Annotated in this window: 21 protein-coding genes; 10 read left to right on the top strand and 11 right to left on the bottom strand. The window is 66.6% G+C overall.

Annotated elements, in window-relative coordinates:
- The first annotated feature begins 66 nt into the window (after window positions 1–66).
- Window positions 67–750, top strand: a complete 684-nt coding sequence (locus QR64_RS04975) for a hypothetical protein (RefSeq protein ID WP_006550784.1) — start codon at window positions 67–69, stop codon at window positions 748–750.
- Here QR64_RS04975 and QR64_RS04980 read toward each other — a convergent pair.
- Together QR64_RS04980 and QR64_RS04985 are read right to left on the bottom strand one after the other, a co-directional pair.
- The gene (locus QR64_RS04980) at window positions 743–1,237 is read right to left on the bottom strand and encodes a hemerythrin domain-containing protein (protein ID WP_006550785.1); all 495 of its coding nucleotides are present in this window, start codon (window positions 1,235–1,237) and stop codon (window positions 743–745) included. The genes QR64_RS04975 and QR64_RS04980 overlap by 8 nt on opposite strands.
- Before the next feature lie 70 nt (window positions 1,238–1,307).
- A complete protein-coding gene (locus QR64_RS04985) occupies window positions 1,308–2,165 on the bottom strand; it encodes a LysR family transcriptional regulator (protein WP_039584485.1) in 858 nt (285 codons plus the stop codon).
- An 84-nt stretch (window positions 2,166–2,249) separates the two neighbouring features.
- Here QR64_RS04985 and QR64_RS04990 point away from each other — a divergent pair, with 84 nt between their 5' ends.
- Both QR64_RS04990 and QR64_RS04995 read left to right on the top strand, forming a co-directional pair.
- Complete coding sequence (locus tag QR64_RS04990; RefSeq protein WP_052227206.1) at window positions 2,250–3,239, top strand: bile acid:sodium symporter family protein; 990 nt, start codon at window positions 2,250–2,252, stop codon at window positions 3,237–3,239.
- Between the two features lie 134 nt (window positions 3,240–3,373).
- Window positions 3,374–4,591 (top strand): alpha/beta fold hydrolase, encoded by a 1,218-nt coding sequence (locus tag QR64_RS04995; protein WP_039584386.1) that lies wholly within the window; start codon window positions 3,374–3,376, stop codon window positions 4,589–4,591.
- Window positions 4,592–4,594: 3 nt separating this feature from the next.
- Here the strand turns inward: QR64_RS04995 and QR64_RS05000 are convergent, their stop codons facing one another.
- Entirely contained in the window at window positions 4,595–5,791 is a 1,197-nt protein-coding gene (locus QR64_RS05000; RefSeq protein WP_039584387.1) for a 4-hydroxybenzoate 3-monooxygenase, read from the bottom strand.
- 103 nt (window positions 5,792–5,894) lie between these two features.
- On the bottom strand, window positions 5,895–6,653 hold the full coding sequence (locus tag QR64_RS05005; RefSeq protein WP_039584388.1) for an IclR family transcriptional regulator: 759 nt from the start codon (window positions 6,651–6,653) through the stop codon (window positions 5,895–5,897).
- An 81-nt stretch (window positions 6,654–6,734) separates the two neighbouring features.
- Here QR64_RS05005 and QR64_RS05010 point away from each other — a divergent pair, with 81 nt between their 5' ends.
- From QR64_RS05010 to QR64_RS05025, 4 genes are all read left to right on the top strand, one after another.
- Window positions 6,735–7,094: an ArsR/SmtB family transcription factor gene (locus QR64_RS05010; RefSeq protein WP_039584389.1), complete on the top strand. Its 360-nt coding sequence runs from the start codon at window positions 6,735–6,737 to the stop codon at window positions 7,092–7,094.
- Window positions 7,091–8,170: an ACR3 family arsenite efflux transporter gene (gene arsB, locus QR64_RS05015; RefSeq protein WP_039584390.1), complete on the top strand. Its 1,080-nt coding sequence runs from the start codon at window positions 7,091–7,093 to the stop codon at window positions 8,168–8,170. The genes QR64_RS05010 and arsB overlap by 4 nt, the downstream gene beginning before the upstream one ends.
- The gene (locus tag QR64_RS05020; RefSeq protein WP_019290558.1) at window positions 8,167–8,574 is read left to right on the top strand and encodes an arsenate reductase ArsC; all 408 of its coding nucleotides are present in this window, start codon (window positions 8,167–8,169) and stop codon (window positions 8,572–8,574) included. Before arsB ends, QR64_RS05020 begins: the two co-directional genes overlap by 4 nt.
- A gap of 205 nt (window positions 8,575–8,779) precedes the next feature.
- Window positions 8,780–9,730, top strand: coding sequence for a DUF808 domain-containing protein (locus QR64_RS05025; RefSeq protein ID WP_183079246.1), 951 nt, complete (start codon window positions 8,780–8,782; stop codon window positions 9,728–9,730).
- 23 nt (window positions 9,731–9,753) lie between these two features.
- Here the strand turns inward: QR64_RS05025 and QR64_RS05030 are convergent, their stop codons facing one another.
- Together QR64_RS05030 and QR64_RS05035 are read right to left on the bottom strand one after the other, a co-directional pair.
- Entirely contained in the window at window positions 9,754–10,359 is a 606-nt protein-coding gene (locus QR64_RS05030; protein ID WP_039584391.1) for a phosphoribosylanthranilate isomerase, read from the bottom strand.
- Between the two features lie 48 nt (window positions 10,360–10,407).
- On the bottom strand, window positions 10,408–10,767 hold the full coding sequence (locus QR64_RS05035; protein WP_039584392.1) for an Rv2640c family ArsR-like transcriptional regulator: 360 nt from the start codon (window positions 10,765–10,767) through the stop codon (window positions 10,408–10,410).
- A gap of 93 nt (window positions 10,768–10,860) precedes the next feature.
- Here QR64_RS05035 and QR64_RS05040 point away from each other — a divergent pair, with 93 nt between their 5' ends.
- Entirely contained in the window at window positions 10,861–11,361 is a 501-nt protein-coding gene (locus tag QR64_RS05040) for an ArsI/CadI family heavy metal resistance metalloenzyme (protein ID WP_039584487.1), read from the top strand.
- A 75-nt stretch (window positions 11,362–11,436) separates the two neighbouring features.
- On the opposite strand, the gene dnaB is transcribed toward QR64_RS05040, so the two are convergent.
- From dnaB to rpsF, 5 genes are all read right to left on the bottom strand, one after another.
- On the bottom strand, window positions 11,437–14,661 hold the full coding sequence (gene dnaB / locus QR64_RS05045; RefSeq protein WP_084222286.1) for a replicative DNA helicase: 3,225 nt from the start codon (window positions 14,659–14,661) through the stop codon (window positions 11,437–11,439).
- Window positions 14,662–15,130: 469 nt separating this feature from the next.
- Window positions 15,131–15,586 (bottom strand): 50S ribosomal protein L9, encoded by a 456-nt coding sequence (gene rplI / locus QR64_RS05050; protein ID WP_006550799.1) that lies wholly within the window; start codon window positions 15,584–15,586, stop codon window positions 15,131–15,133.
- Window positions 15,587–15,603: 17 nt separating this feature from the next.
- A complete protein-coding gene (gene rpsR, locus QR64_RS05055; RefSeq protein ID WP_006550800.1) occupies window positions 15,604–15,846 on the bottom strand; it encodes a 30S ribosomal protein S18 in 243 nt (80 codons plus the stop codon).
- Window positions 15,847–15,887: 41 nt separating this feature from the next.
- Entirely contained in the window at window positions 15,888–16,406 is a 519-nt protein-coding gene (locus QR64_RS05060; RefSeq protein ID WP_006550801.1) for a single-stranded DNA-binding protein, read from the bottom strand.
- Window positions 16,407–16,470: 64 nt separating this feature from the next.
- Window positions 16,471–16,758: a 30S ribosomal protein S6 gene (gene rpsF, locus QR64_RS05065; protein WP_006550802.1), complete on the bottom strand. Its 288-nt coding sequence runs from the start codon at window positions 16,756–16,758 to the stop codon at window positions 16,471–16,473.
- A 154-nt stretch (window positions 16,759–16,912) separates the two neighbouring features.
- On the opposite strand from rpsF, the gene QR64_RS05070 reads away from it, so the two are divergent.
- Window positions 16,913–18,256: a glycosyltransferase 87 family protein gene (locus QR64_RS05070; RefSeq protein WP_039584394.1), complete on the top strand. Its 1,344-nt coding sequence runs from the start codon at window positions 16,913–16,915 to the stop codon at window positions 18,254–18,256.
- Entirely contained in the window at window positions 18,253–18,840 is a 588-nt protein-coding gene (locus tag QR64_RS05075) for a GNAT family N-acetyltransferase (RefSeq protein ID WP_039584395.1), read from the top strand. The genes QR64_RS05070 and QR64_RS05075 overlap by 4 nt, the downstream gene beginning before the upstream one ends.
- Window positions 18,841–18,855: the final 15 nt, after the last annotated feature.

Raw genomic sequence — 18,855 nt, forward strand, 5'->3', positions numbered from 1 at the left:
CGGACGCTGCCGGGGTGAGGAGTGACGAAGGCGATTGAACCGGCGGATCGCGGGTATGCCATCCCCATGACTGCTCTGTCGTCGGCGCTGTCCGTGCCGTTCCGAGTGGGATCCGCGCTGCGCGGAGCGCGCGTGTTCCACCCGCGCGGTGCGACCTTCGAAGGGGTTGCCGAACTCGAGTCGTCCTGGTGGCCGCGGCAGATTCCCCGCCCTACTCCTGTCGTCGCCCGGGTGTCGCGGGCCATCGGCACACCGGACGGCATGCCGGACGTGCTCGGTCTCGCGGTGCGCTTCGCCACGAAGACCGGCCCGTGGGACGTCCTGCTCGCATCGGCTCATCTGCCGGCCCGGGTGGCGCTGCTGCCGGCCCGTTCGTGGTCGAGTGCCCGCTACAGCACGCTCATGGCCTATCGGACCGACAGCGACCCCGCGCCGCGGTGGATCACCGCCGTTCCGCGCGGACGACAACCGTCCTCGACGACCTCCGTGCAGGCACTCGAGATACCGCTCGAGTTCTCTCTCCTGGTGGGTTCCGCCCGCGGGCCTCTGGAAGCGGCGGGACGTCTGACGCTGACTCGCCACCTTCCCGAGAAGGATTCGGAGCAGCCGTCATTCGATCCGACCGTCCACTGCCCCGGATTCGTCGATCCGTGGCCGGGATGGCTCGTCGAGACGCGGCGCGACGCCTACCGGGCGAGCCGGGCCGGACGAGGCGCCTTCCTCGCCCGGCCGCAGCACACCGTCAGCTGATCACCGCGTCGATCGTCTTCTTCAGCGCGGACGGCTGCGCCGGTGACCGCGGGGCGCCCTCCTTCATCTCGAGCATGCGGGCACCGATGTCCTGCAACTGCTTACGGCCGAGCGCCTCGCGCACCTTGGGAAACCACTCGTCCTCCTCCTCGTCGATGTGATGCTCGACGTTCTCGATGAGGACCGTCGTCTTCGCGTCGAAACGCTCTGCGTCGGGCTTCATCCCGGCCAGTTCGATGACGAGCACGTCGGCGACGTGGTGCTCCTCGTACGATTCGAGAATGTCGTCCTCGAGATCGGGGAGCAGGGAACGCACCTCGGGGTACATGCACTCGTTCTCGAGATAGGTGTGCACGGTGAGGGCTTCGATGATCTTGTCGACGATCTTGCCCTTCTCCTTCTCCCCCTCGGCCTTCCGGAAGTCGCGGAAGAGTTTCTTGATCTCCTTGTGGTCTTCCTTCAGCAACACGATCGCGTCTGTGGACACGGTTCCTCCTGCGGCGTGAACATTGCCGCCCCCAGCGGGCGTGGCACAGGAATACCCGTCCGCGACACCGTCACACGCGCACACGATCCGCATTCGCGAGGATGGCCGCCCGCAGTGCCGCCTCCGGGCCGCTGAGTACGGAACGACGCGCCATGAGCACGAACTCGATCTCACCCGCACCGGGAAGCAATCGTTGGGGATCGCGCACCGGGACGAGACCGGGTGGTGGAAGCCGCTCGGCGTGCAGCACCACGCCCAGTCCCGCGAGCGCTGCAGCACGCAGACCGTTGAGACTGTCGGTCGTGCACGCAACGCGGACACCGCGCCCACTGCGCTGGAGGACCTCGAGCGCGATGTCGCGGGTCAGGGCCGGCGACGGATAGGACACCAGCGGTGTCGGCTCGTCCGGATCGAGGACGTAATCGGGGGCGGACAGGAAGACGAGACGCTCGCTGAAGATCATTTCACCGTGGCGGCTGCCCGGTCGACGCTTGCCGAAGACCAGATCGAGCTCGTTGTCGTCGAGACGGCGCTGCAGATCCTCGCTCAGATCCACCGTGAGTTCGAGATCGATGCGGGGATGACTACGCCGGAACTCGGCGAGGATCGACGGCAGCTCGTAGAGCACCAGGTCCTCGGAGACCCCGAAACGCAGCCGGCCGCTGAGCGGCGACTCCGAGAAGTGCCTGCGGGCGGCATCGTGGCGATCGAGGATCTCGCGGGCGAAGGCGACCATGTCGGCGCCGTCCGCCGTGAGCTCGACGTTGTGCGTGTCGCGTACGAACAGGCGGCGCCCGATCTCCTTCTCGAGTCGCGCGACGTGCTGACTGACCGTCGACTGCCGCAGGCCGAGCCGCTGGGCGGCCGCGGTGAAGCCGCGCTCCCGCTCGACGGCCAGGAAGCTCCGTAGGTGCACCGGATCGAACACCACCCCATTTCATCACGAATCGCGATTACAGAAAACGTGGCGACCGTCTTCTGTAATGACATCCGGCTGCCGTACCGTCGATTCGTGCTCTCCAAGATCCCCGTGCTCGGACGGCTCGACCCGTTCCTGCTCGCCATCCTCGCCACCGTCGCCGTCGCTGCTCTGCTGCCCGCCGACGGGGTCGTACTCGACGGCGTGAACTGGGCCGCCAAGATCGCCATCGGGCTGCTGTTCTTCCTGTACGGCGCGCGCTTGTCCACGCAGGAGACCATCGAGGGTCTCGAGCACTGGCGTCTGCACCTGACGATCCTCGCCACGACCTTCGCCGTCTTCCCGCTGCTCGGCCTGGCCGCCAAGGCGCTCGTGCCGTCGATCCTGAGCGACCCGCTCTATCTCGGCGTCCTGTACCTGTGCCTGCTGCCGTCCACGGTGCAGTCCGCCATCGCGCTCGTCTCGGTGGCGCGCGGCAACATCCCCGGCTCGATCGTCTCGGCCAGCGCCTCGAGTCTCATCGGAATCTTCGCGACTCCACTGCTGGTCGCGCTGACGATGTCCACCCAGGGCGTCACCTTCAGCGGGTCGGCCGTGCTCGACATCGTGCTGATGTTGCTCGTGCCGTTCGTCGCAGGTCAGCTCCTGCGGCGCTGGATCGGCGGCTGGGTGAAGGCCCACGGCAAGCCGCTCAAACTCGTCGACCGCGGATCGATCATGCTGGTCGTGTACGTGGCGTTCAGCCGCGGCATGAACGAGGGTATCTGGTCGATGATCTCGGTCGGCCGCCTGCTCGCCCTCGTCGGTGTGTGCGCGGTGCTGCTCGCGATCGTGCTCGCGCTCACCTGGTACTCGTCGCGCGGACTCGGTTTCGAATATCAGGACCGTGTCGCGATCCTCTTCTGCGGCTCCACGAAGTCCCTCGCCACCGGTCTACCCATGGCGATCGTGCTGTTCCCCGGCCAGCCCATCGGCCTGATCGTGCTGCCGCTCATGCTGTTCCACCAGATGCAGCTCCTGGTGTGCGCGGCCCTCGCCGGACGCCTGGCGAAGAAGGCACCGGATGGGCTCGTAGCCGTATAGGAGAGCGAAGCCGAAGCTCCTGTTAGACGAAACCGAGGGTGAAATCCGCTGATTCCGGTAGCGGTGACGTCATCGTGCCGTCACCGTGCAGGGAGAACCCCGATTCGTGAACCTCGGCTCGAAGGAGCACCGACATGGGTCTGCTGTTCCACGATCATCTGCACGACGAGTTCGGAACCTGGCCGCTGGCCTACATCCCCTACGGCGGCGCCGACTTCGGCGAGATCGCCGCAGTGGCCCGGCAGGTGGGCGACGGTGACGACGGGGACTTCTATCGGGCGTGGGTCGAGACCGGGGACCGTCTCGTCGCCGAAGCGGAGTCCTGCGCGACCGCCGGGCACGACGACTCGGCACGCGAGCTGTTCCTGCGGGCGAGCGCCTACTACGCGACCGCGTACCACCCGCTGTACGGATCTCCCGTCGACCCACGTCTGATCGCCGCCTTCGACAAGCAGGTCGCGGCCTTCGAGGCCGGGCTGGCGATCGGGGACACACCCGTCAAGGTTGCCAGGATTCCGTTCGAGGACACCACGCTTCCGGGCTACCTGATGCCCGCACCCGGCCACGAGAACAGCGTGCGGCCGCTCATCGTCTTGACCAACGGATACGACGCCACGATCACCGACATGTACTTCGCATCGGCCGTGGCAGCTCTGCGACGCGGCTACCACTGTCTCCTGTTCGACGGACCCGGCCAGGGCGAGATGCTCTACAAGCAGAAGATGCCGATGCGTCCGGACTGGGAAGTGGTCGTGCGCGCGGTGATCGATCATGCGACGGCCTCCCCCATCGTCGACCCCGAACGCATCGTCCTGAGCGGATGGAGTCTCGGTGGGTATCTCGCGCCGCGCGCAGCATCCGGTGAGCATCGTCTGGCCGCGGTGGTCGCCGATCCCGGTCAGTGGAGCGTCGCGGCCGGCACCCGGGCCCTCGGGGCAGCGTTCGGCCTCTCCCCCGAGGTCCTCGACGATCCTCTCTCGATGAGCGCACAGGACGCCGACACGATCATGGCTGCGGTGCAGTCGGATCCGTCGCTGCGCTGGAAGATCGTCGCCCGTGGATTCTGGGTCAACGGAGTCTCGGACATCCGGGAACTGTTCGCGGAGATGAACGCGTACACGCTCGACGAGGTCGGGGAGCGTATCTCGTGCCCGGTCGTGGTGACCGCCGCCGAGAGCGATGCCCTCGCGCGCGGTGCAGGAACGTTCGTCGATCGATTGGGCGACAAGGTGACCCTCATCCCGTTCATCGACGCCGAGGGTGCGGGTGGGCATTGCGAGATGGGCAACCGCACCCTCCTCAACAGGCGGGTTCTCGATCGGCTCGACGAACTCCTGGCCCGCACGCCCTGACTATCAGCGGTCGGGCCGGCCCGTGTACGCCTCCGCGAGATACTGCTGTCCGTACCGGGAGCCGACGACCGCGGCGAGTTCGCCCAGCGCCCGTTTGTTCTCGAACGGCGTTGCGTCCTCACGGGTGTGAAGCATCGAGGTCATCCAGTACGAGAAGTTCTGCGCCTTCCACACGCGCTGCAGCGCCGTGTCGCTGTAGGCGTCGAGCAGGTCGGACGAGCCGGTGGAGAAGAACGAGTCGAGCGCGCGGAAGAGCACCCGGACGTCGGCCAGGGCGAGGTTGAGTCCCTTGGCACCGGTCGGCGGAACGGTATGGCCGGCATCGCCTGCCAGGAAGAGGTTTCCGTGCCGCATCGGTTCGCACACGTACGAGCGGAACGGCAGGACCATCTGTTCGAAGATGGGGCCGCGCTTCAGTTCGAAACCGTCGGGGCCGTCGACACGCCTCTGAAGCTCGTCCCAGATCCGGTCCTCGCTCCACGTCGACGCGTCCTCGGACGGATCGCACTGGAAGTACATCCGCTGCACCGACTCGTTGCGTTGACTGATGAGGGCGAATCCGTGATCAGAACGCGCATAGATCAATTCGGGTGCACTCGGTGGAGCCTCGGTAAGGATCCCGAACCATGCGAAGGGGTACTCGATGAAGTGGTCGGTGCGGACGTCGCCGGGAATCGCCTTGCGGCAGATGCTCTGTGATCCGTCGGCTCCGACGAGGATGCGGCACCGGATCTCGACCGGCCTGCCGTCGGATTCGGCGAACCGGATCTTCGGTGTGTCGGTGGTGATGTCGAGAACCTCTGTGTCGCAGACGCTGTAGCGCACATCGCCACCGTCGCGTTCGCGCGAGGCGGCCAGATCGACGAAGACCTCGTTCTGCGGATACAACCACACCGACTCACCCACGAGGTCCCGGAAATCGATGCGGTGGCTCTCACCTCCGAAGCGCAGATCGATGCCGTCGTGGCGGTGCCCTTCGTTCAGGACACGGGTGTCGACTCCGCTCTCGGTGAGCAGCGACACCGAGCCGTGCTCGAGGATCCCCGCACGGTGGGTGGTCCGGATGGTCTCGTGATCACGCTTCTCGACGACGATGTTGTCGATCCCCGCCTTCGCGAGGAGATGGGAGAGCATGAGACCTGCCGGGCCGCCGCCGACGATGCCGACTTCGGTGGTGACGACCGTGCGGGTTGCGTTCATGTGTTCGTCCTTCGCTGCGCATATCCGATTCGCGTCCCGTCGAGTGTCGTGCGCCTCTCCCACCGCACACGTCGACTTCTCGTTCAATGAGAAAACGACCTGGTCAGTCCGGGGGACGCTCGCCGACTCCGCGCGCGATGCCGCGGGCAGCGGCCATGAGGACGGGCACGACGGCCTGTTGCCGGGACGCACCGGTGGGCACCACCACGCCGAGCGCCGCCAGGGCATGACCCGACCGCGCGAGGACGGGCACCGCGATGCCCGTGGTGCCCTCGTCGAGCACACCGTCGAAGCGCGCATAACCCCGCTGGCGGACCTCCGCGAGCGCGCGACGGAAATCTCTCGTCGTCGCAGCGAAACGCTTCTCCACCTCGGGATGTCGTCGCCGATAGGTTTCCTGCACCTCCGCAGGTGAGAACGCGAGCATCGACATGCCCAGCGACGTGTCGTGGACGGGGAGCCGACGCGCGACCGAGGCCTGGTTGACCACCGAATCGGACGCCGACAGCCGTTCGAGGACGAGGACCTCGTCGTCCTGCAGGACCGCGAGCTGGGTGTGCTGGTGCACCACCGACTGCACGTCCTGCAGAAAGGGCAGCGCCGACTCCCGCAGATCGCGCGCGGGTGCACTGCGCGCGACGAGTTCCCACAGGCGCAGACCGAGCCGTACCCGGCCGTCGTCGTCCCGGGTGAGCAGACCGTGTTGCACCAGCTCGCCGACGAGCCGGTAGGTCGTGGCCTGCGGGATGCCGGACCTGCGGGCGAGACTCCCGACCGTCAGGCGGGGTTGGGTGTCGTCGAACGACTCGAGGATGCGGACGACGCGGTCGAGCATCGAGTCACCGGACGGCGAGTTGGCCATGCCGCCATTGTTCCGTGTCCGATCCGGGCAGCTTCACCATCCGGATCCGTCCGTAGATTCGACATCTGTCAATATAGACGTGTGTCGAATCAAGATCTCGCGGGTGACGACGCCTGCTGCTCTCCGCTCGTGCGCCAACCCCTGACGGGCGATCGCGCCGCCGACCTCGCCCGGATGTTCAAGGCCCTCGGCGATCCGGTGCGTCTGCGGATGCTGTCGCTCGTCGCGAGCCATGCCGGCGTTGAGGCGTGCGTGTGCGACATCTCGGGATCGTTCGATCTGTCCCAACCGACGATCTCGCACCACCTCAGAGTTCTGCGCGAGGCAGCCCTGCTCGAGTGCGAGCGTCGCGGCACCTGGGTGTACTACCGGGTGGTTCCGGCTGCACTACGGCAACTCTCCGATGTACTCGGGATCGAGCCGACCGAGGTACCCGCATGAGTGAGCGAACTGCGGTGGACACTCCCGTGATGGGCAGGATGTCGACACTCGACCGCTTCCTTCCCGTGTGGATCGGCACCGCCATCGTCGTCGGCCTGCTGCTCGGCCGCATGATTCCCGGACTCGGAGAAGCCCTGGGTTTCATCGAGATCGACGGGATCTCGCTGCCGATCGCCCTCGGCTTGCTGATCATGATGTACCCGGTACTGGCGAAGGTGCGCTACGACCGTCTCGACACGGTCACCGGCGACCGCACCCTGTTGATCTCGTCGCTGATCCTCAACTGGATCGTCGGTCCTGCACTGATGTTCGCGCTCGCGTGGCTGATGTTGCCGGATCTGCCCGAATACCGCACCGGTCTGATCATCGTCGGCCTCGCGCGCTGCATCGCGATGGTGATCATCTGGAACGACCTCGCGTGCGGCGACCGGGAAGCCGCAGCCGTGCTGGTCGCGATCAACTCGGTCTTCCAGGTGATCATGTTCGCCGCTCTCGGCTGGTTCTACCTGTCGGTGCTGCCCGGATGGCTCGGCCTCGAGCAGACCGGGCTCGACGTCTCCCCGTGGGAGATCGCGAAATCCGTGCTGATCTTCCTCGGGATCCCGCTCGTCGCCGGTTCTCTCACTCGTCGATTCGGAGAGAAGGCGAAGGGCCGCAGCTGGTACGAGCAGACCTTCCTGCCGCGCATCGGACCGTGGGCGCTGTACGGACTGCTGTTCACCATCGTGGTCCTGTTCGCGCTGCAGGGTGAACAGATCACCTCGCGACCACTCGACGTCGTACGTATCGCCCTGCCCCTGCTGGCGTACTTCGCGATCATGTGGGGGAGCGGGTATCTCTTCGGCGCTGCAGTAGGACTCGGCTACGAACGCACCACCACACTCGCCTTCACCGCCGCGGGCAACAACTTCGAACTCGCCATCGCCGTCGCGATCGGCACGTTCGGGGTCGCGTCCGGACAGGCACTGGCGGGAGTCGTCGGCCCCCTCATCGAAGTGCCGGTCCTCGTCGCACTCGTGTACGTCGCTCTGGCCCTGCGCACACGTTTCGTCGCCCGTGCCGGAGGTGCGTCGTGACCGCCGTTCCGTCCGTGCTGTTCGTGTGCGTGCACAATGCCGGACGGTCCCAGATGGCCGCCGGGTTCCTGAGTCGCCTCGCAGGGGATCGCATCACAGTCCGTTCCGCCGGGTCCGCACCCGCCGAGGAGGTGAACCCTGCTGCGGTCGCGGCGATGGCCGAGGTCGGAATCGACATCTCCGGCGAGAACCCGAAGATCCTCACCGCCGACGCCGTGCAGACCTCCGACGTCGTGATCACGATGGGGTGCGGCGACACCTGCCCGGTATTCCCCGGTACGTCCTACCGGGACTGGGTGCTCGACGACCCGGCCGGACGAGGGCTCGACGCCGTGCGTCCGATCCGTGACGAGATCCGGGCGAAGGTCGAGGCGTTGATCGCCGAACTGACGCCACCGGCATGATCGAGTTCGGTAACCGCATCCACCGGGTACCCACAGGTCTGTCACGCTGGGCGCCCATGTAGGGCACTCGGTGTGGACGCACGTCGTCCCCGACCTGCTCCGGACACCGCGTTGCACGTCATCGCAGGTCCGGTAGCGTTCTGAGACGACTCGTAATCGCGTGTCGGTCGATCGGCTCGGTGCAGCCGAACTGTGGGAGGTTCCCGTGGCTGGTGGTCTCGTCGCCCTTCTGGACGACGTCGCGGTACTTGCGAAGGCAGCCGCGGCATCCATAGACGACATCGGCGCCGCAGCCGGCAGGGCGAGCGTCAAGGCAGCGGGCGTGGTCGTCGACGACACGGCCGTCACCCCCCGCTACGTGCACGGGTTCACCCCCGATCGCGAACTGCCGATCATCCGCAAGATCGCGATCGGGTCGATCCGCAACAAGCTTCTGATCATCCTGCCGGTCGCGATGATCCTGAGTCAGTTCCTCCCGCAGGCCCTGCCGTATCTGCTCATCGCCGGCGGTCTGTTCCTCTGCTACGAGGGCGCCGAGAAGGTCTACGAAGCGCTCACCGGCGGACACCACGAAAAAGAGGCCACCGCAGCGGAGAAGGGCCCCGAGTTCGAGAAGGCCATGATCGGCGGGGCGATCCGCACCGACCTGATCCTGTCCGCCGAGATCATGGTGATCTCGCTGGCCTCGGTCGAGGACGAACCCTTCCTGACTCGCCTGCTCGTCCTCATCGTCGTCGCCGTCCTCATCACCGTCCTGGTGTACGGCGTGGTCGCCCTGATCGTGAAGATGGACGACGTCGGCCTGGCGCTCGCGAAACGGAAGTCCACTTTCGCTCAGCGCGTCGGTCGCGGTCTCGTGAAGGCGATGCCGAAGCTGATGACCGTTCTCACCGTGGTCGGGATCGCCGCCATGCTGTGGGTCGGTGGGCACATCCTGCTCGTCAATGTCGGCGAGGCCGGATTCCATTGGCCTGCCGATCGTCTGCACGACCTCGAGCACTGGTTCGGCGAGCTCGTGCACGGCGGATTCGGCGGCGTGCTGTCGTGGACCGCGGGGACCGTGACATCCGCTCTGGTGGGCCTGATCGTGGGTGCGATCGTCGTGCTGATCATGCACCTGATCCCGCGGCGGAAGAGGGCCGACGCCGCGCACTGACGCCGCCGGATCCCCCGGACGGGTCACTCGGGGGCGTTTCTCCGGACCGCCTGCGCGAACGCCCGCATGAGACCCGGATCCTTGACGCCGCGTTCGGCCTCGATGCCGCTGGAGACGTCGACACCCCACGCCCCGGACGTGGAAAGTGCCCTCTCCACGTTGTCGGGGTTCAGCCCGCCCGCAAGGACCCACCGGCCGGACGGCAAGGCACTGCGGTCCTGCCAGTCCCATGTCTTCCCTGCACCGGCGGCTGCGCCGTCGACGAGCAACAGGTCGGCGCCGAAGTCCTCCGACAGCGCCTCGGCTCCTCCGGTGTTGATCGCGCGGATCACCGTGAATCCCGCGTCGTGCAGCACGCGCACGTCGTCGGCCGACCGCAGGTCGTGCACCTGGACGTGATCGAGATTCGCGGCTCGGGCCGTCGTGACGATCTCGTCGAGGGACGCATTCACATAGACGCCGACGGCGAGTGTTCCCGCCGGCACGCGGGTGCGGAGCGTCGCGGCCCGATCCGGGGAGATGCGACGAGGGCTCTTCACGAGAACGAAACCGACCGCGTCGACGCCCAGTTCGACGGCGAGATCGACCGTCGCCTCGTCCTGCAGTCCGCACATCTTGATGAACGTCATCACTACCTTCCTCGCCGCTTCTCCACCTCGAGGATATGTGTGCGACCGTCAGCGGCAGCAGTTCGGATCCAGGACGACCCTGAGCGCCTCGAGGGACTCGACGCGGGCACGGTGATAGACGTTCATCCCGCGTCGCTCGGATTCGACCATGCCCGCCTTGCGTAGTTGTCCGAGGTGATGACTCACCGTGGATTCCGCCAGATCCACACCGGCGGCAAGATCGCACGTGCACACCGCACCTTCGTCGGCGGTGAGCAGGATCGACACGAGTTTGATGCGCACCGGATCGGCCAGGGCCTTCAACCGCAACGCGACCTCGAGGGCGGCGTCGTCGCGCATCGGCGCAGCCGATACCGGCGCGCAGCAGATCGGGGCGCGGACATCGATCACGGGCAGCGCTTTCGGCATGATTCGAGCCTAACCACCTTCTTGACATATGTCGAAGTACAGGAGCATCCTGTGGGCAGTAATTCGATATATGCCACACAGGTGGAGGCAGTCATGTCACGCATCCAGTTCGCCCTCGACGTCGACGACCTGCCCGAAGCGGTCGCCTTCTACTCGACACTGTTCGGCACCGAACCGGCCAAGCTCGAACCGGGCTACGCCAACTTCGCGATCGCCGATCCGCCGTTGAAGCTGGTGCTGTTCGAGAACCCGGGCAAGGGCGGCACGATCAACCATCTCGGGGTCGAGGTCGACTCGTCCGAGAAGGTGCACACCGAGATCGCCCGATTGACCGAGGCGGGCCTGTTCGCCGACGAGGAGATGGGCACGACCTGTTGCTACGCCACGCAAGACAAGGCGTGGGTGACGGGTCCGGCAGGGGAGAAGTGGGAGGTGTACACCGTCCTGGCGGATTCGGCCACCTTCGGGTCGAGCCCGCAGCATCTCGACGGCACGCAGGAAGCCAGCGGCGGAACATGCTGCACGACCGGTGCCCCGGACGAGCAGCAGGACGACAACTCCACGTCGAAAACCGGCGTAACCTCCTGCTGCTGACCGCCTTTCGCTACGAATATCACGGAACCGGGACGAGATCTGTCGCCTCGCCGCCGGGCGGGGCGACGACTCGTATCAGCCTCGCGCCATGTCCACGAACCGCGACAGGTGCAGCTGGTGGGCAACGGTGATGGTCGCGGTCGGGCCGTTACGGTGCTTGCCGACGATGAGGTCGGCCTCGCCACCACGAGGGTCGTCGCGCTCGAAGGCGTCGGGGCGGTGCAGCAGGATGACCATGTCGGCGTCCTGCTCGAGGCTGTTGTGCACCGCGATGCCGTCGGCGACGAAATTGTGTGTGCCGGGCACCGTTCCGTCGTAGACGTCCTGCTCGCCGAGACTCGTGACGGAGACGATCTCGTCCCAGAACACGTTGTTGGTGGCGACCATGTCGATGTCGGCCGTGTCGAGGACATCGGCGACCCGGGCGAGCCGCGAGCGTGCACCCTCGGTGGTGCGCGGGGTGGCGGACGCGACCGGTCCGATCGGAGCGAGCTGTTCGACGGCGAGCAATTCGCCGAGCTCGGCTTCGATCTCGGGGGTGACGGTGTCGGGGCTGTGCTTGACGAGCTTCGGTCCGAGCTGCGCCAGGACCCACTGCGCCGCGGTTCCGTGCTTGCCCACGTCGTGGAGGAAGACCGCCTGGTTCTCCGCCCCGGTGACAGTGAGGTCCCAGCCCTCGACGGCATCGGTGATCCGCGCGAACACGCCGATGCGCAGGAGCAGGCGCGCGAGGTCGTCGGCCAGACGACGCTCCGCCGACCGGTAGCGGACGACGGCGCGGGCAGCGCCTGCGTCCCATGCGACCTCACCGCTGTCTTCCCAGATGTGGCAGACGAGCTCGGCGACCTGCTCCTTGGGGAGCGAGAACGCGCGGGTGGGGATCAGTCGGCCGGCCACGGCAGTGTCCGCGAGAACGGCCACCTCGTCGTCGGATGCGGGTATCACGTCGAGGGGTGCGGGCACCGCACGCGGCACTGCGACACGCTCACCGGCGACCAACTCGCCCAACGGCATCCAGCCGTCGATGGTGAGGAAGGGATGGTTCGCGGTGGCTTCGACACGACGCCCCGAGGCCAGCTCCAACCGGAAGACTTCCTTACGGCCGCTGGGGAAGACCTTCACCATCGGCCGGACGACCATCCGCATGCGTTCGTCGAGCGACCACACGAGGGGCTGTTCACCCGACTCGAGCAGCTCGCCGAGCGTGACTTCGGCGCCGGTGTCGGCGCGCATGATGCGCGTGGACGCCGGCAGGCAGCCCGACTCACGGAGGTCGGAGACCTGCGGCCGCTTGTCGGTGCGCTGCTCGGGACCACGGTTGAGCTGACACACCGCGACGACCGGGACCTCGAGTTCCTTCGCGAGAAGCTTGAGGCTACGCGAGAATTCGGAGACCTCCTGCTGACGCGACTCGACCTTCTTGCCGGACGACATGAGCTGCAGGTAGTCGATGACGATGAGACGGATGTCGTGTTTCTGCTTGAGCCGCCGCGCTTTTGCGCGGATCTCCATCATCGTGAGGTTCGGTGAGTCGTCGATGAACAACGGCGCTTCGCTGATCTCGCTCATGCGGCGGGCGAGACGCGTCCAGTCGTCGTCGGTCATGCGTCCGGATCGCATGTCGCCGAGCTTGATCTTCGCCTCCGCGGACAGCAGACGCATGACGATCTCGGTCTTGCCCATCTCGAGCGAGAAGATGACCGACGCCATGCCGTGCTTGATGGAGCACGACCGCATGAAGTCCATGCTCAGCGTGGAGTTGTGTGTGGGCACCATCGCGCGACCCGCGAGGTACATGTGGTCGCCGTCGACCTCGACGCACCGCACCGGGACCGAGGGAACCGGGCGGACGGCGACGATGCGGCGCTCGCGCGGCACGGTAGCGCGGCATTCCTTGTGCCGCACGGCCTTGCTGGGCAGGACGAAGACGTCGTCGGCGGTGGCGAAGGAGATATCGGTGCCGTCGAGCACCGGCGCGTAACCGAGGCCCGACAGGAGTTCGGCGACGCCCTGCACCAGACGCTCGGACGAGCCGACGAACCGGATGGTGCCGTCGTCGTCGATCTCTCCACCGGCGTCGAGCAGACCCGCGAGGAGTTCGCGACGCTGCGGTTCGGATGCCCGCTGGTATTCGGCGGGGATGTGGGCGCCGAGCGCGACGAGGGCGCTCGTGAAACCACCTTCGCCGTCGATACGCATGTGCAGTTCGGGATCGGACGACGGGCCGCCGAGCCACGCACCGAGCGTGAAGGGGGAGACGGGCAGCTCGGTTGCCGGGAACGACAGTGCCTCGGTGTTCGCGACGGTGTGCCCGGCGTCGGCGGTGGCGGCGAGTTCGCCCGTGGTGCGGATCGCGCCGTCGCCGGTGCGCCACTGGTGCTGCTCGTCGGCGACGATCACGGTGCCGTCGGAGAACACGACGTCGAAGCACGGCCGGCCGTGCATGACCTCGGTGGCGGCGAGGACGCGGACGGGGCGGCCGTCGGCGCCGAGGAGTTCGTCGCCCACACCGACCTCGCCCATCGTGGTCCAGCCGGTGGGGGTGGGCAGGGGAGTGTCGAGCGCGAGGGCCTTACCCACACCGGGACGCGCGGCGACGATGATCATCTGGCCGGCGTGCAGCCCGTTGGTGAGCTCGTCGAGTTCGGCGAAGCCGGTGGGCACGCCGAGGGAGATACCGCCACGGCTGGCGATGGAGTCGATCTCGTCCATCGTGGGCTGCAGGAGTTCTTCGAGCGGCACGAAGTCTTCGGTGGTGCGTCGTTCGGCGACCTCGAAGACCTCCGCCTGCGCGCGGTCGACGATCTCGGCGACGTCCTGGCCGTCGGCGCCGGCGTAGCCGTACTGGACGATGCGCGTGCCCGCCTCGACGAGACGACGCAGGACGGCCTTCTCGGCGACGATCTCGGCGTAGTAGCCGGCATTGGCCGCGGTGGGGACGGTCTGGGTGAGCGTGACGAGATAGGCGGCTCCGCCGAGACGCTTGAGTTCGCCGCGCCGGTCGAGCTCGGCCGACACGGTGACCGGGTCGGCGGGTTCGCCACGGCTGTAGAGATCGAGGATCGCGTCGTACACGGCTTGGTGGGCCGGACGGTAGAAGTCGCCGGGCCTCAGCACTTCGAGGACGTCGGCGATGGCGTCCTTGCTCAGCAGCATGCCACCGAGCACGGACTGCTCGGCCACGAGATCCTGAGGGGGCTGTCGACCGAAGTCTCCACTCGGTTCCTCGGGAGGTCCCGAATATTCGGGATTTCCACGATCGTCAACGACGGCCACTGCAGTGCCTGCCTTCCTCCACATGTCCCCGTCCGGCGCGCTGTGCTCCGGCGGATACCTGCACGCACTCCCGGTGTCGGTACCCGGGGTTTCGTGTCCGGTTCTACTCGCCCCTACCGACATCCTGTGTGTGGAGTCGTGCGCCCGACGTTAGGGATCCGGATGACCCTCCACAACTCGGGTTGTGCACACAGTTGGGGATGAATTGTGGAAAGAGGAGGACAGCCTTGTGTACCGGATGTGCACAACCTGGGGACAACACATCTCACATCTCTCATAACTGCAGGTAGGAGCAGAAAAATGTCTGTTCACACGTGTGGAGAAGAAGAATTTCGGCGTGTCGGAGGGCCGGGCGTGTTCACCCATTCGTTCCCCGAACGACATTCCGAGGAGTCACAACGGTGTGGTTTACCCCCCGGTTTATCCACAGGCTGTGCACAGACGACGAGGAGCCCCACGCCGACCAGGCGCGGGGCTCCTCGAGGGGCCGGAATCAGGCAGCCACGACGTTCAGCGTGAACTTCGCGGTGACATCCGGGTGCAGCTTCACGACGATCTGGTGCTTGCCGGTCGCCTTGATGTGGGCCTTGGGCAGCTCGATGATGCGCTTGTCGACAACCGGGCCACCGGCAGCCTTGAGAGCACCGGCGACATCGGCAGCGGTGACCGAGCCGAACAGCTTGCCCGAGTCGCTCGAGGTCTTGACGCTCAGCGAAACGTCCTCGAGGCCCTCGATGGCGGCCTTGAGCTCCTGAGCGTGCTCGAGGCCACGCACGGCGCGAGCCTCCTGGGCACGGCGGATGCCCTCGACCTGCTTCTGGGCACCACGGGTGGCGACGATCGCCAGGCCGCGGGGCAGCAGGTAGTTGCGGCCGTAGCCGTCCTTGACCTCAACGGTGTCGCCAGGCGCACCGAGGTTGTCCACGTCAGCAGTAAGGATGAGCTTCATCGTGTCCCTCCCTTTCCTCAGCGAGTCGTCGAGACGTAAGGGAGCAGAGCCACCTCACGAGAGTTCTTGACAGCAACAGCGACGTCGCGCTGGTGCTGCACGCAGTTGCCGGTGACGCGGCGAGCGCGGATCTTGCCGCGATCGCTGACGTACTTGCGCAGCAGCGTCGTGTCCTTGTAATCGATCTGCACGTTCTTTTCCTTGCAGAAGGTGCAGACCTTCTTCTTCAAAACCTTCTCGCGCGCGGGCGACTTAGGCATGGTCGTTCTCCGTAATTTTGGATGTTCCGATCGAGGTCGGATCAGAACGGAGGCTCGTCGTCCCCGGAACCACCGAAGGAACCCGACTGCGGGGCGTCGCCCCACGGGTCGTCTCCGCCGACGTTCGTGTTCTGAGCGGGACGGCCACCGCCCGATCCACCGGAGGAACCACCGAAGCCTCCGCCACCGCCACCGCGACCGGCCTTGGTGACCTTGGCCGTGGCGTAACGGAGCGAGGGGCCGATCTCGTCGACCTCGAGCTCCACGACAGTGCGCTTCTCGCCTTCACGCGTCTCGTAGCTGCGCTGCTTGAGCCGGCCCTGCACGATCACACGCGAGCCGCGAGTCAAGCTCTCGGCCACGTTCTCCGCTGCCTCACGCCAGATGTTGCAGCGCAGGAACAGAGCCTCGCCGTCCTTCCATTCGTTGGACTGACGGTCGAACACGCGGGGCGTGGATGCAACGGTGAAGTTCGCAACCGCAGCACCCGCGGGGGTGAAACGCAGTTCGGGGTCGGCGGTCAGATTGCCGACCACGGTGATGACGGTGTCGCCTGCCATGTGGTTCCTCCTGCAGTGTGGGGAGTCCTGATGCGCCAGAGCCTACGGCCCGGCGCCGACAGGCTCACTTGCCGTGGCGCAGAACCTTGGTGCGGAGCACCGACTCGTTCAGGCCGAGCTGGCGATCCAGCTCTGCAACGGCAGCAGGCGTCGCGCTGATGTCGATCACCGCGTAGATGCCTTCGCTGTTCTTGGCGATCTCGTAGGCGAGACGGCGCTTACCCCACACGTCGACCTTGTCGACCTTGCCGCCTTCCTGGCGAATGACGTTGAGGAACGTCTCCAGCGAGGGAGCGACAGTGCGCTCGTCCAGGCTGGGGTCCAGGATGATCATCAATTCGTAATGACGCATAAGACCTCATCACCTCCTATGGACTGTGAACGGTCACGGACGTTCCGTGACAGGAGGGTCGTTGCGTCAGCAACCCATGAAGGGTACACGACGGCCCGGCGACCAGCGAAATCGCCGACCGTCGCGGGCAGGGGATTTGTCCTAGGGTGAGAACATGCGCACGAGCTCCGGGACCGTCTCGCTCGTCGCCGTCCTGACGTGCGCGGTGATGATGTGGTTCGGCTACCTGAACAAGGCCCGGTGCGCCGGCCCCACCTTCGACGCGGAGGGCCGCACGCTGCGGTTCGAGGACATCAAGGACGCCGACGTCTGCTATTCCGACATCCAGCAGTTGTGGATCGGCCGCGGCATCAACCTCCACGTCTTCCCCTTCGTCGACGGGGGCATCACCTCGTCGGGAGCGTTGACCGGGGGCACCGTCGAGTACCCCGTGCTCAGCGGGGTGCTCATGTGGATCGGGGCCATCGGTGCCCACACCGATGCGGAGTTCCTCCTGCAGTCGGCGTTGTTGCTCGCCCCCTTCGGGCTGGTCACCGCGTGGTTGCTCGCCCGGATGGCCGGATGGGCCGCGCTGTTGTGGTCGCTCACGCCGCCGCTCGTGCTCTACGCCTTCCTCAACTGGGACCTGCCGGTCGTGGCGGTCACCGTCACCGCCGCCGCGGTGCTGACGATCGAACGCTGGTCGCTGCGGACTCGCGGAGTGGTCGCGGCAGTGCTGCTGGGCGTGGGCTTCTGTCTCAAGCTCTATCCGGGCATCTTCGTTCTGCCGCTCATAGCCTATGTCCTCACCGGCGGGAGCTCACCCGATCGGAAGCGGGACGTCCCCGGCGCCCTCGCCGTCGCGGGCACGGCGGCAGCGACGGTCGCCGCGATCAACCTGCCCTTCGCGATCCTCGGCTACGAGGGCTGGCGGGCGTCGTTCGCCTTCCAGCAGAACCGGGAAGCGGACGGGACCAGCAACTCCATCTGGTACTGGGGTCTGCGGCCGCTGATGGGCGGCTACCAGGAATACGAGAACACCCCCCAGTACAACGAGTTGGTGGCCCAGTTGTCGCCGACGCTGATCGCGCTGTCGTTCGCGCTCGCCCTGTGGCTCGGATGGCGCCGATACCTCCGCGACGGCGTCTATCCGTGGCTCGGTACCGGGGCCGCGATGCTGTGCGGGTTCATGCTCTTCCACAAAGTGCACTCACCGCAGTACACGCTGTGGCTGCTGCCGATGTTGATTCTGCTGCGCGTGCCATGGGGTCTCGTCGCCGCCTATCTGCTCGCCGATCTCGCCATCGGCATCGGCATCTTCCGATGGTTCGCCGCGACCGCCGGCGAAACGGACATGGCCCTGCCGCTCACGCTCGTCCACATCGGAGTGTGGGGACGCGCGGTCCTGCTGGTCGTGCTGTTCTTCGTCTTCCTGCGCGTCCCGCCCAGAACTCCGTGGCAGCAGACGGAACGGACGGGCTACGCTCGCCGTCCGACGACGACCGGGAGAGCGCAATGAACGACCACTGGATGGAACATCCCGTCCTCGAGGGCCCTCGTATCCGACTCGAGCCCCTCGCCGACGCGCACGTCGAAGATCTGCTGAAGGCCGCCGACGATCCCGACACGATCTTCGCCTGGGCACACCTTGTGATCCGCGACCTCGACGACGCGCGCACATTCGTGCGCGAGGCCGTGGCCGATCCGTCCCGGCTGCCGTACGCGATCGTCGACAGGGCGACCGGCGAGGTGCTGGGGTCGACGTCCTACTACCTCCTCGAACCGGCCCACCGCACACTGGTGATCGGCGCCACCTGGCTGTCGACCCGGGTGCAGCGGACCCACGTGAACAGCGAGTCGAAACTGCTTCTGCTGCAGCGCGCCTTCGACGACCTCGGGGCCGTGCGCGTGACCTGGCACGCCGACGAACGCAACACCCGTTCGCGCGACGCCCTGCGCCGGCTCGGCGCCACCGAGGAGGGCCTGCTCCGCAAGCACCGCAGGCGCCGCGACGGCAGCTGGCGGACCACCGCGCTGTTCTCCCTCACCGACGACGAGTGGCCCGGGGTATGCGCCCGGCTCGAGGAGCGCACGGTGCGATGAGGACGAGGCGCGCGC

The organism is Rhodococcus sp. Chr-9, assembly GCF_000801125.1.
Lineage (GTDB): Bacteria > Actinomycetota > Actinomycetes > Mycobacteriales > Mycobacteriaceae > Rhodococcus > Rhodococcus pyridinivorans.